Source organism: Pseudoalteromonas rhizosphaerae (genome assembly GCF_902498845.1).
Taxonomy (GTDB): domain Bacteria; phylum Pseudomonadota; class Gammaproteobacteria; order Enterobacterales; family Alteromonadaceae; genus Pseudoalteromonas; species Pseudoalteromonas rhizosphaerae.
The window spans coordinates 355,978-368,994 of sequence record NZ_CABVLM010000001.1 but is presented as its reverse complement, the minus strand read 5'-3'; the positions used below and the strand labels follow the sequence as shown (position 1 = coordinate 368,994).

At 40.2% G+C, this 13,017-nt stretch carries 7 protein-coding genes; 1 reads left to right on the top strand and 6 read right to left on the bottom strand.

Annotation, left to right across the window (positions count from 1 at the left end):
* Nucleotides 1–24 precede the first annotated feature (24 nt).
* From glgC to PSR9079_RS01450, 6 genes are read right to left on the bottom strand one after another with little or no spacing between them, the layout of a single operon-like run.
* Entirely contained in the window at nucleotides 25–1,326 is a 1,302-nt protein-coding gene (gene glgC, locus PSR9079_RS01475) for a glucose-1-phosphate adenylyltransferase (protein WP_149980163.1), read from the bottom strand.
* A gap of 14 nt (nucleotides 1,327–1,340) precedes the next feature.
* On the bottom strand, nucleotides 1,341–3,866 hold the full coding sequence (locus PSR9079_RS01470) for a glycogen/starch/alpha-glucan phosphorylase (protein ID WP_149980162.1): 2,526 nt from the start codon (nucleotides 3,864–3,866) through the stop codon (nucleotides 1,341–1,343).
* Entirely contained in the window at nucleotides 3,856–5,916 is a 2,061-nt protein-coding gene (gene glgX, locus PSR9079_RS01465; RefSeq protein WP_149980161.1) for a glycogen debranching protein GlgX, read from the bottom strand. Before glgX ends, PSR9079_RS01470 begins: the two co-directional genes overlap by 11 nt.
* Nucleotides 5,900–8,128: a 1,4-alpha-glucan branching protein GlgB gene (glgB, locus tag PSR9079_RS01460; protein ID WP_149980160.1), complete on the bottom strand. Its 2,229-nt coding sequence runs from the start codon at nucleotides 8,126–8,128 to the stop codon at nucleotides 5,900–5,902. Before glgB ends, glgX begins: the two co-directional genes overlap by 17 nt.
* Nucleotides 8,129–10,126, bottom strand: coding sequence for a 4-alpha-glucanotransferase (gene malQ, locus PSR9079_RS01455; protein ID WP_149980159.1), 1,998 nt, complete (start codon nucleotides 10,124–10,126; stop codon nucleotides 8,129–8,131).
* A 10-nt stretch (nucleotides 10,127–10,136) separates the two neighbouring features.
* Entirely contained in the window at nucleotides 10,137–10,436 is a 300-nt protein-coding gene (locus PSR9079_RS01450) for an isoamylase early set domain-containing protein (protein WP_149980158.1), read from the bottom strand.
* Between the two features lie 651 nt (nucleotides 10,437–11,087).
* Here PSR9079_RS01450 and PSR9079_RS01445 point away from each other — a divergent pair.
* A complete protein-coding gene (locus PSR9079_RS01445) occupies nucleotides 11,088–13,001 on the top strand; it encodes a putative bifunctional diguanylate cyclase/phosphodiesterase (protein WP_149980157.1) in 1,914 nt (637 codons plus the stop codon).
* Nucleotides 13,002–13,017 lie beyond the last annotated feature (16 nt).

Sequence of the window (13,017 nt, the reverse complement as noted above, 5' to 3'; positions counted from 1 at the left end):
TACTTCCTACAACTGTATGATATTTTAAGCTAATTGTTTACTCTCACGCTCTTGGCGCTCAAGTTTTTTGGAAAGTTCTGTGAGCATTTCACGGGTCACTAACACAATACCCTTTTTAGATACTCTGAAACCATTTTCTTCGTCTGCTTTACGATCAAAACCGATTTCAACACCGGCTGGCACTTCACATCCACGGTCGATAATAGCACGGCGAATACGGCAATTACGTTGAATAATCGCACCTGGTAATATCACCGACTCTTCAATGACGCAGTATGAGCGAATATGTACATTAGAGAATAACAGTGATTTACGAACCACCGAGCCTGAAATAATACAGCCGCCTGATACGGTTGAATCTACAGCCATGCCACGTCTGTCGTCATTATCAAAAATAAACTTAGCCGGTGGCAGTTGTTCTTGGTAGGTCCAAATAGGCCAAGTTGGATCGTATAAATCCAGCTGTGGCTCTGGCATCACCAGTTCCATGTTTGCTTCCCAAAATGAGTCCAGTGTACCCACATCGCGCCAATAAGGTTGGCCGTCATGACCAGGCTCTCGAAATGGAAAAGCAAATACATTATGCTCTTCAATAATTGCTGGAATAATATCATGACCAAAATCACGGCCTGAACCTTCGTTTTCTGCGTCTTTTTTTAGTTGTTCAAATAAGAACTCAGTATTAAATACATAATTACCCATTGACGCTAAACAAGTGCCCGGACGACCAGGAATTGAACTTGGCATTTTCGGTTTCTCGTCAAAACGACGTACTCGTTTCTCTTCATCTACCGTCATCACACCAAATGTTTCTGCGGCTTCTTCGCAAGGAACTTCAATACAGCACACCGTCATGTCTGCACCTGTTTCAACATGTTTTGCCAATAAGCCGCCGTAATCCATACGGTAAACATGATCGCCAGATAAAATCATTACATACTTAGGTAGCTCATGACGAATAATATCCATATTTTGGAACACCGCATCTGCAGTGCCGCAATACCATTCGTCACCATAACGCTGTGATGCCGGTAATATCTCTACCGATTCACCCAGTTCCTTTTTAAAATGACCCCATGCACGGTTAACATGGCGGATCAGCGAGTGCGATTTATACTGTGTGGCAATCCCAACACGACGAATACCTGAATTAATACAGTTTGATAGCGGGAAATCGATAATACGATGTTTGCCACCAAAATAAACCGCCGGTTTGGCCCGCCAATTTGTTAATTCATGTAAGCGTGAACCTCTGCCCCCTGCTAAAATCAGTGCGTAGGTTTCTCGTGTCAGACTACTTATGTAGCGATTTGCATAACTTGGCATAATTTATCTCCGTATTAATCTTTGCTGTTGCTTACGGCTGTGTCGGCCGAACTAGATGTTGTTAATGCTTCCAAATGCCAAATATCATCACTGTATTGGCTGATCGTTCTATCACTTGAAAAAGTACCACTAGCCGCAGTATTTAAAATACTCATTTGCGTCCAATGCTGTTGATCTTGATAGGCGCGTTCAACCGCCTTTTGTGCTTGTACAAAACTATCAAAATCGTGGGCAACCAACCAAGGATCATGTGGGCTTTTGATTGCACCAATAATGTCGTCAAATAAACCAGGTTCGAATAAATTAAAGTGCCCACTTTCAAGTAATTGCATAACACTTAGTAAGTCAGGCGTATTATGAATAATATGTAATGGGTTATAGCTTTGTTTTATTCCCTCAATTTGTTCCGCTTGTGCGCCGAATAAGAAGAAGTTATCAGCCCCTACTGCATCGCGAATTTCTATATTAGCACCATCTAAAGTGCCAATCGTCAACGCCCCATTCATCATAAACTTCATATTACCGGTACCAGATGCTTCTTTACCTGCGGTTGAAATTTGTTCAGACAAGTCTGTTGCGGGGCAAATCGTTTCCATTGCTGTAACATTATAATTTGGTAAAAATGCCACCCGTAAATAAGGCTGAGCAAGCGGATCTTTGTTGATTACATCTGCAACATTATTAATTAGCTTAATAATGCGCTTAGCCATGTAATACCCCGGTGCGGCTTTTCCTCCTAGTAATACACAGCGTGGCACTAAATTAGCGGTATCGCCACGACGGATCCGGTCATACAAGTGAATTATGTGTAATACATTCAGTAATTGGCGCTTATACTCATGAATTCGTTTAACTTGCACATCAAATAGCATGCTAGTGTCAAATTCAACACCACAACGCTCTTTGACTAAATCAACTAGCCGTTGTTTGTTTTCAAGTTTGACGCTTTGCCATTGTTTATGGAATTTAACATCATCATAATAGCGACGCAGCTGGCTAATTTGCGCAAAATCCCTCACCCAATCTTGACCAATTTTTTCACCAATCAACTGGGTTAGTTTGGGGTTACAATGAGCTATCCACCGCCTTGGCGTTACACCATTAGTTTTATTGTTGAATTTTTCAGGCCACAATTCATAAAAAGTTTTAAACAAACCTTCTTTAAGTAATTCTGTGTGCAGTGCAGCTACGCCATTAACTGAAAAACTGCCAACAATGGCTAAATACGCCATTCTTACTTGTGGATCTGAGCCTTCTTCAATTAAAGACAACGCTTGTTGTTTTGCAACATCACCCGGCCACGCCAACGCAACTTGAGCAAGAAAACGTGCATTTATTTCATAAATTATTTCAAGAATACGCGGTAATAAACGCGCAAATAATGATACAGACCATTTTTCGAGCGCTTCTGGAAGTAACGTATGATTAGTATACGCCATGGTTTTTGTGGTGATCTGCCATGCAGCATCCCAATCCAAGTCATAATCATCAATCAGCAATCGCATTAACTCTGCAACAGCAATACTTGGGTGGGTATCATTAAGTTGAAAAACATGAAAATCAGCAAAATCACAAAACTTTTCACCATGCTGTGATACCCATAGACCAACAATATCTTGTAAGCTCGCCGACGATAAAAAGTATTGCTGCCTTAAACGTAGCTCTTTACCATTTTCGCTGCTGTCATTAGGATAAAGTACCATGGTGATTTGTTCTGCAAGGTTTTTATGCGCGACGGCTTCTGAGTAACTACCGGCGTTAAACTCACCTAAATCAAACTCATCAGTGGCTTCTGATTTCCAGAGTCTGAGGGTGTTAACTATGTCATTTTTATAACCTGGGATCGGCACATCATAAGGGACAGCTAATACATCTTCAGTGTCTAACCATTGTCGATGAATGCGTCCGTTCTTATCAGTATAACTTTCAACATGGCCAAAAAACTTAACACGCTTGGCTTGCTCTGGTGCGCTCAGCTCCCATGGATGCCCTTCACGTAACCAATTATCAGGCTGCTCTATTTGATGGCCATTTTCGATTGACTGGTTAAACATGCCGTATTCATAACGAATACCATAACCGGTTACAGGTAATGCTAAACTCGCACAACTATCTAGAAAACACGCAGCTAAGCGGCCTAAACCACCATTACCTAACCCAGCGTCATGCTCTGCTTGCGCAACATGTTCAATGTGAGCGCAATAATTATTAAGTGCAAGTTTGACTTGCTCTTCTAAATCTAAATTTAAAATGGCATTACCTAATGCTCGGCCCATTAAAAACTCAAGTGATATGTAAGCCGTTTTTCGACGCTTTTCACTGTGCATTTGCTGTTTTGTTGCTCGACAACGAGCGACTAATCGATCGCGAATTGTCAACGCTAGTGCGTTATACAAATACAGTTGAGACTTTCCGACCTTATCGCGCCCAAGGGTATAATAGAAATGGCGTGATAAATCATCTTCAAGGGTACTTTCATCTATTAAAGGGGCATCTTGCCAACCTTTAGCAACACACATTTGTTCACCATTATTCGCCATTACATTCGTCCTCTAAATTGGCTGTAAAAACCCAACTGCTTTGTGCAGCAACCTCAAACTGTTCTGTATTTTTAACCATTGCTTGATCAACACTTGAAATCGCTAAACGCCATACCGATAAATCGTGATTAGCAGGTAATTGACATTTAACTGCCACATTACTGGCATTCAAAATAATGAGTAATGCCGTATTTAATTGTGTGTCTCTTAAGCTGTACATCAAAAACTGTTTTGAACCATCATGCCAGTCACTTTCTTGCATGGCTTGGCTTTGCTCAGTATACCAATCAACACTAAATCGCTTATCGCTATCGTGTAAAAATACACTGTGTTTAAACACACAGTGTTGCTTTCGTAAGGTCAATACATCGTCAATAAAACGAATGAGGCTGTGGCTACGCTGCGAGTCTTTCCATGCCAGCCAACTAGTGCGGTTATTTTGACAATAAGCATTGTTATTCCCTCCTTGCGAGTGGCCCATTTCACTGCCTGATGACAGCATAGGCACCCCTTTGGAAAGTAGTAAGGTAAGTAAAAAGTTTTTTTGTTGTTGTAACCGCATGGAGGTAACTTTTAAATCATCAGTAAAGCCTTCAACACCGCAATTGAACGAATAATTAGCACTGTGACCATCGCGGTTTTGTTCACCATTTGCTTCGTTATGCTTTTGTTCGTAACTCACTAAATCGGTTAAGGTAAAGCCATCATGACTGGTTATAAAATTAATACTATTTAATGGCCCACGGTGATTATGATCAAACAAATCAAAAGAGCCATGTAAACGTTTTGCAAGATCAGCCAGCATATTGTGCTGCCCTTGCCAAAAGCGCCTAACAACATCACGGTATTTATCATTCCACTCACGCCAAGGCGCAGGAAATGCTCCCAATTGATAACCACCAGGGCCTATGTCCCAAGGCTCAGCAATTAATTTCACTTGGCTTAACACTGGATCTTGATTGATTGCTTGTAAAAAACTATGGGTTTGGCTAAAGCCATGCGGCGTACGCCCAAGAATAGTTGCTAAATCAAACCTAAAACCATCAACCCCCATTATTTCTACCCAATAACGTAAGCTATCGAGTACCATTTTCAAGCTAAATGGGTCGTCTATATTTAAGGTATTACCACACCCAGTGTCATTGATATACACTTCAGGATTATCGTTAACACTGCGGTAGTAGCCCGGATTATTTAAACCGCGCCAAGATAGCACAGGACCATCGCTGCCAGCCTCTGCGGTGTGGTTATAAACCACATCTAAAATCACTTCAATACCCGCTTGATGAAGTTTAGTAACCATTTGTTGAAATTCACCAATTTCATCAGTTACTAAGTAATCTTTATTTGGTGTAAAAAAATTTAATGTATTGTAACCCCAGTAGTTTTGCAGGCCTTTGGCGGTTAAAAACTGTTCGCTAATAAAGCTATGTACCGGTAACAGTTCTAAAGTGGTTACGCCAAGTGTACGTAAATGCTCTATAAAACTGGGATGGCTCAAGCCCAAATAGGTACCTTGTAGCTGACTTGGAATAGAGGGATGTCGTGCTGTGGCGCCTTTAACGTGACATTCATAAATAACCGTTTCTCCCCAACTATGGCTCGGTTTTTTACCTTGATAAGGCTGCAGCTGTGTGACTTTAGATTTAGGGATATCAATGGCGTTGTTTACCGTACTCAAAGTACCTTTAGGCATTTGCCCATAGTGTCGTTCACTCCAGGTAAACTCACCAAATAAATCTTTTGCATAGGGGTCAATTAACAATTTTTGGCTATTAAAAAACAATCCTTTTTTAGGTTGATATTCACCTTCTGCGCGATAACCATATAAAGTGCCCATAGCCAGTGGGGTTATATGTAAACTCCATATCCCCCCTTCATTATTATTCATTGCTAACTTTAAAACTTCGGTATGACCACTGGCATCAAATAAACACACATACAACTGTTTAGCCAATGGCGCATAAACGGCAAAATTTACACCGTTTGTTAAGACACTGGCTCCCAGCGGAAAAGTTTGCCCTTTATTTAATTCAATCGATAAACTCATCAGCCACCCTTCTTAAATAAACCGTCGCAAGCGCTGGCAGTGAGAGTTTAATGCTATGTTGATGCCCGTGGCATGGAGTTACTGTACTGGTTGTTTTAGCTGATTGCCCACACACTTGTACTCCAGAACCAAATAACTGTTCATCATCGGTATTTAAAATGACTTCAAATTCACCTGAGCTTGGTACACCAATACAATAATCATGATAAACCGTTGGCGTGAGGTTACTTATCACAACCACGTAATCACTGGCTTTCTTAGCAAAGCGAATAAAACTAAAAATACTCTGTTGGGCATTTTGATTATCGATCCAGCTAAAACCTGACGGTTCAGTATCTAGCTGATGTAAAGCTGGAACATCGCGATATACTTTATTGAGCTGCGCGATAGTTCGTTGTACACCTTGATGCGATAGATGCTCAAGTAAATGCCAATCAATTGATTGATCATGATTCCACTCGCTACGCTGGGCAATCTCACCGCCCATGAACAGTAATTTTTTGCCTGGATGCGCCCACATAAATGCATAATAAGCGCGTAAATTTGCAAATTTTTGCCAATCATCACCAGGCATTTTTTCAATTAATGAGCCTTTACCGTGCACCACTTCATCGTGGCTCAAAGGTAAAATATAATTTTCACTATAGGCATACACCATCGAAAAAGTTAATTCGTGATGATGATGTTGGCGATATAAAGGATCGCGTTGCATATAGTGAAGGCTGTCGTTCATCCAGCCCATATTCCACTTGTAGCCAAATCCTAAGCCATCATGATTCACCTGACGGGTAACACCAGGCCACGCCGTTGACTCTTCAGCCACCATCATAATGCCGGGGTTATTAGCATAACAACGTAAGTTAACTTGTTTTAAACACTCAATAGCACCAAGATTCTCGCGTCCGCCAAACTTATTCGGGATCCACTGTCCATCTTCACGACTGTAATCAAGGTATAGCATTGAGGCAACAGCATCGACACGTAATCCATCAATGGCAAATTCTTCTAACCAATACATTGCATTAGCAACTAAAAAGCTGCGAACCTCTGGGCGATCATAGTTGTAGATATAGGTATTCCAATCTGGATGGAAACCTTGACGCACATCGGCATGTTCAAATAAATGTGTGCCATCAAAACGATGCAAGCCATGCGGATCACTTGGGAAGTGGCCTGGAACCCAATCAATGAGTAAACCAATGTTAGCTTGGTGGCATTGCTCTACAAAATAACGAAAATCATCCAAACCGCCAAACCGACTCGTTGGTGCAAATAAGCCAACTGGCTGATACCCCCAAGAACCATCAAATGGAAATTCACTGATCGGCATAAGTTGGATATGCGTAAAGCCTTGCTCAGTGACATAATTAATTAACCGCTGTGCTAATTCTTGATAAGTTAAATAAAGATCTCCCTCTTTTCGCTGCCAAGAACCTAAATGCACTTCATAAATAGAGATAGGTGCATCAATCGCGTTGCGTTTAACACGCTGACGTTGCATTTTATCAGTTAGTTTAATTGCTGCGGGCCGAGTTTGAAGTACTGAAGCAGTGCCTGGTGCTTGCTGCATTTTAAATGCAAATGGATCAGCCTTTTCGAGCACTTCGCCACTGAGTGTTGTTATAGAAAACTTATAACACTGACCTTCATTTAGCTCTGGAATAAATAAGTCCCAGACTCCAGACGCAGGGTTAAAACGCATAAAGTGTTGGCTTTGCTGCCAGTGATTAAACTCACCAATAACTGAAACACTGCTTGCATTAGGTGCCCAAACGCTAAAACGTACACCTGCAACACCTTTAAAATCAATAAAGTGGGCACCAAGATGGCGATATGCGTGCTCTAATGTGCCTTCATTAAATAAGTACATTGCACTATCATCTAGGCTGCTATCAAAACTATACACATCTTCACAAATAACCTGACAATCGCTGTAATCTACCACTAGCTGATAAGCTGAAATATCTTGATTACTAAGCTGTGCTATAAATAAATCTGAATCTCCATAGCGTGTGCTAACAATCATTTGCTGAGGCAGTTTAATCGTTACTTTTGTTGCCCCGGGCATATAACAGCGTATTTCACTGTGCGTGTCAGTAATTGCATGTACGCCTAAAAAACTAAACGGGTCTTTAAAACAGCCGCGCTTTAAAGCATTAACTTGTTGATCATAGTGCTGTGACTTTGCGGTTTTACGAACAATACTGTTCATTTAATTAGTCCTTATGGAATTAATAGCACTGAGAAATGCACTGTGACGAGTTAATATTTGTTCACTTGAATGCGTTAATACCCGACGCCAATTAGGGTATTCTTGATCCGTTCCAGGAATGTTTACAGGTAACGTTTGCTCATCTAAATCATCGAGCTGGATAGTAAATAACCGCGCTGGTGCAGCGGCCAAGCCTAAGGTCAGCGCCTGATAAACATCACTTGCTGTACTGTCCACAAACAAGGTGTGCTCTGCACATCCTGACAGAAAACGCAGTAGTCGTTGTTTTTCAATTTCTCGGTCTGCACGCAGTTGAGCTAATTGTTGTTCATCAACTAATTGATATTCTAGTTTCAAGGTAAGATCAAGCCCCTGCCACCAACCAAAGAAAGGCGGTACATCATGGTTTGCAACCATTAACAATGATTGTGGCGCAAATGACTGGGCCGCTAAAAATTCACCTTGATAATCTTTTTCAAAATAGAATAAGCTATTTGAAAATATTGCTTTATCTGCAAGTGCAGCTTTCACCTCTGGTGGAACAACCCCAAGATCTTCACCAATGACAATACATTGATTCAAATGGGATTCTATTGTCAGTACCGCTAATAAATGCTCAAATGGATAATACACATAGCAACCATCTTGTTGCTGTTGATGCTCGAAACACCACCATAAACGGCGAATTGCCATAACATGATCGATACGCAAACCACCGACGTTTTCCATATTTGCACGGATCAATGCTCGGTAGTAGCTAAAATTATTATCACTGAGCTTAATCGGATTCAGTGCTGGCAATCCCCAGTTCTGGCCATGCTCTGCCCATGGATCAGGCGGTGCACCTACATAAGCAGAATCGGTAAACAACGATTGTTGATTGAGAAACTCGCTGCCATCACCGGCACACCCCACCGCTAAATCATTGATCAAACCAATACTCATTCCCTGCTCTCGGGCGGTAGTTTGGCATAATTTTAATTGCACATATGCTTGCCATTGCAAGTAGTAAGCAAAGTCGCTGTCAGTGACTTTTAAGGTCGCAAGTGTCTCACCATGCTGTTGACAAAAATCGCTGAAGTGTTGTTTGCGGTGCTCACTCCCATGCATACAAAAATGCTGGTATAGCAAGTTAAAGGCTGCGTATTTGAATTCACTCACTGCACTGTAATTAATATACTGCGACTGCAGAGTCCGCTTTTTAAAGTCACTCGCATAGCTGCTTTGTAAATACGCAGTGATATCGGGGTTATTAATGCTGTCATCGCATAAATCAATTGATATATAGAGTGGATTTAATAACGCGCGATTATTTGGACTGTACGGACTTGCTCGCTCTGGTTGCTCGGAAAATAATAAATGCAGTGGATTGAGTAAAATATAATCCAGTTTATGATTTGCTGCTTGCTCGGTCAGCGATAATAAATCGGCAAAATCGCCTATCCCTAGTGCTGCATTATTTTTTAAACTATAAAGTTGAATTGAAAGCCCGCTTTGCTTTTTATCTGTCACTTGGAAACTATATTTAGGTGTCACCCACAGTTGAGTTGTCGCCGTTAAACCTGCAACGCTAATATGCGCATCATGATAACCAATTGGCAATAATGGAAGCGGTAAAATAAGCTCTAAATAAGTGACGTCGTTAAATAAATAATCGCCACTGCATTGCAAATCAGCTAATTGGTGAGTAATGCTAGGCAAATCAAGCTGTGCAAATGATACGGTACATTGTTGCCCTAGCATACGCCTATCAATACGCACTTTAACGGCTGGTTGTTCAGCACATACCAAACTACACTCTGGTACTAGTTGCAGCCACTTATTGGCATCTAAGCTGATATTTAAATGCGCTATTTGAGCGTGATCTGTAACATCAACACCACAACAACTGAGTGCCGCACTGCGGGTTGCATCGCTAAAAACCACGTGTTCACCGGTATATTTGGTGTATTCATAGCCAATACCATGTAGATAAAAAAGCTGTGAAAGAGACTCCATTTACCGCGCCTTAAATACGTTGTGTATTGACTATACTATTTTCTGTACCAAAGCTGTTTGCTATGTATCCATCAGCATGATGATCATTATCCCAAATAGTACCATTAACTAAATATCGAAAATGAAACTGTTGATCATTCGGTAAGCGCTGTTTTAACTTAAAACATCGCTCTTTTTTATTAAACTTCATATTAACAGGTTGCCAATCAGTAAATTCACCAACTAACTGAACTTGCTCAGCCTGAGGATGCTGAAATTCAAATGTAACTTCAGCTTCATTTTTAGTTTTAAAAAATCGTTTACTTAACATAGTGGGCTCCAAACTAAACCTTAAGGTCAATTAATCCTTGCCACAGAAGTGCGTTCAACTACTCAACATACGCAGGGCTGTAAAATGTATTTTTATTAGGGCGTGTAACTTTTCAAGCTTGAAATTTGTTCAACTTTCAAACTGCGATTGGTCGTTATGCTACGTTATCGCACAATTTATGTAGATAAAACACTACTATGTGCTCTGATTTGCCTAACAATCAAACATACTGCAGTAAAAGTAACCTCGAAAAATAAACACACCTTAGTTAAACAAAGTTATATTTATGCTTTATGACAGTGCAATTAAAAAAATATCGCACCAAATATGTGCAAATAAAACACAAAACACTCACCTCATTATCACCAATTAAATGAGAGCAAGAACTAAACCAAGTTTAATCACGGTCTGAATTATGACCTTTAAAGTAGTTAACAACTAACCGCTGGTAAAGTGAATTTATTTAATGATTAAATTGAGTAAAAGTTCGGCAAACATCGATAAAATAACACTTAACAGGAAAAGGGTTGCTTTTACAAGACTATTGTAAAAAGAAATGTTTTGTCAGTGACTCTGACAAACTATATACTGATAAAATTATGTAATACCTAATAATAAACTCATATAATTGGGATAAAATGGTTTAATGGAATGACTAAACTTTTTCGCTTACTCAGTATTGCCTTTATTGCTATGTTTATTTTTTGCTACGGCATGAATATTTTATTGACCAAGCAAGTCAATACCATTAACCCACAACAATCTAGTATCGCCACTCGCGCTTTTGATACTGCTACCACCCAACTAACGATGCCCTCTTGGTATAATCCTATATTAAATGGCCATTATATTGTTCGTAAAGATGGTACAGATTATTTACTTATTAAAGCAACAGACACACAATTTATTACTGCCCAAGTGTCATCAATGCTCAATGCCACTATTTTGTCACCCATAAACTTTATTTTATTGATTTTAATAGGTTTATTTTTAACTTGGTATTTTGGTAAGCAATTAAACATTAAACGCGAAAAACAATTAATAGAACAACTTAATACACAAACAAAAAAAGTAATCGAGTCATTTAACATTCAACTTCCTGAGCTTGAGCATGCAACAGAAGTTACCCGCTTAAGCCAAGCAATTAATGCCTTAACCAGCCATGTAGCCAATTATGCTCGTGAAACTCAAACCAGTATTTGCCAAGATAAATTGACCTTGTTAATTGACCGTCACGCTTATATAGAGCACTTAGACCGTCAACTCAGTGGTGCTGAACTCACAAACATTCACTGTGCCTTGTTATTTATTGATTTAGATGGTTTTAAGCAAGTAAATGACTCTTTTGGTCACAGTTTTGGTGATGAAGTATTGATTCAAGTAGCCGAACGCCTCGCCAGCGTATTGCGCCATCACAAGCTTAATGATATCAATCCAACCAGTCTACTAGAGCAAAATTTAGCGCGTTTAGGGGGCGATGAATTCTCTATTTTTATTAATAACATTGATTCCAGTTCTAAAAGTTTGGATGTTGCACAGCATGTATTAAACGAAATAGAGCGAGACTTTGTACTAGGCAATAAACTAATAAAGATCAGTGCCAGTGTCGGTATTGCGGTTTACCCGGAGAGTGCATCAACTCCCCATGCTTTGTTGCAAATGGCGGATGTTGCTATGTATCGTGCTAAAACCGATGGACGTGGTATTTTTAAAGTCTATTCGCCAGAAATGGGCAATAAAATGCGTCGCTACCATTACTTACTCGAAGAGCTGCGTTTAGCCATTGCGTGTCATAATTTTCATTTATCATTTCAGCCTATTGTGCATGTTGAAGATTGCGCCATCGATTACTTCGAAGCATTAGTGCGCTGGGATCATCCTGTTGAAGGGGCTATTTCTCCAGTAGAGTTTATTCCGATTGCCGAAGAATCAAACCTTATATTAGAGCTTGGTGATTGGATAATGCTAGAGTCATGTCGACAAATGGCAGCTTGGCATAATGCTGGTATGCGCAAAGTTAAAATCTCAGTTAATGTCTCAGGCATTCAACTCAAACATCGCCCTATTCACGAATGGGTAATGAAAAAACTCGCAAAAACGGGTCTCCCGCCTACTTCTTTGATGTTAGAGATCACCGAATCAACATTGATCACCGCAAGTCACACTATTATTAATGAATTAGAGAAATTACGAAAAGAAGGCGTCACTATCGCAATTGATGACTTTGGTACCGGTTTTAGTTCTTTAAGCACCTTAGCTGATCTACCTATTGATGTGATCAAAATTGATAGATTATTCATAGCCCAAGCTAATGAGAACCCGAAGTATAATGAAATATTAAATTCAATCAGTGAGTTAGGCGCAAAGCTTGGCCTTAAAATCGTTGCCGAAGGGGTGGAAGAAATCGCCCAGTTTGAATTAGTGAAGCGTATGGGTATTAGCTGCGTGCAAGGGTATTTGGTCAGTCGTCCGCAGTCATCTGTGAATGTTGGCAGCAAAGTACTACAAGGAAATGTTAATCATATCGCGGCGACAGGCACTGGCGTATGGAGCCTCGAAACTTAACGATTATTCATTTATA

What these genes read in the sequence shown, in the direction of transcription:
- PSR9079_RS01470 (WP_149980162.1), bottom strand. Translation starts at nt 3,866, where the DNA reads ATGGCGAATAATGGTGAACAAATGTGTGTTGCTAAAGGTTGGCAAGAT.
- malQ (WP_149980159.1), bottom strand. Translation starts at nt 10,126, where the DNA reads ATGGAGTCTCTTTCACAGCTTTTTTATCTACATGGTATTGGCTATGAA.
- PSR9079_RS01450 (WP_149980158.1), bottom strand. Translation starts at nt 10,436, where the DNA reads ATGTTAAGTAAACGATTTTTTAAAACTAAAAATGAAGCTGAAGTTACA.
- glgC (WP_149980163.1), bottom strand. Translation starts at nt 1,326, where the DNA reads ATGCCAAGTTATGCAAATCGCTACATAAGTAGTCTGACACGAGAAACC.
- PSR9079_RS01445 (WP_149980157.1), top strand. Translation starts at nt 11,088, where the DNA reads ATGACTAAACTTTTTCGCTTACTCAGTATTGCCTTTATTGCTATGTTT.
- glgB (WP_149980160.1), bottom strand. Translation starts at nt 8,128, where the DNA reads ATGAACAGTATTGTTCGTAAAACCGCAAAGTCACAGCACTATGATCAA.
- glgX (WP_149980161.1), bottom strand. Translation starts at nt 5,916, where the DNA reads ATGAGTTTATCGATTGAATTAAATAAAGGGCAAACTTTTCCGCTGGGA.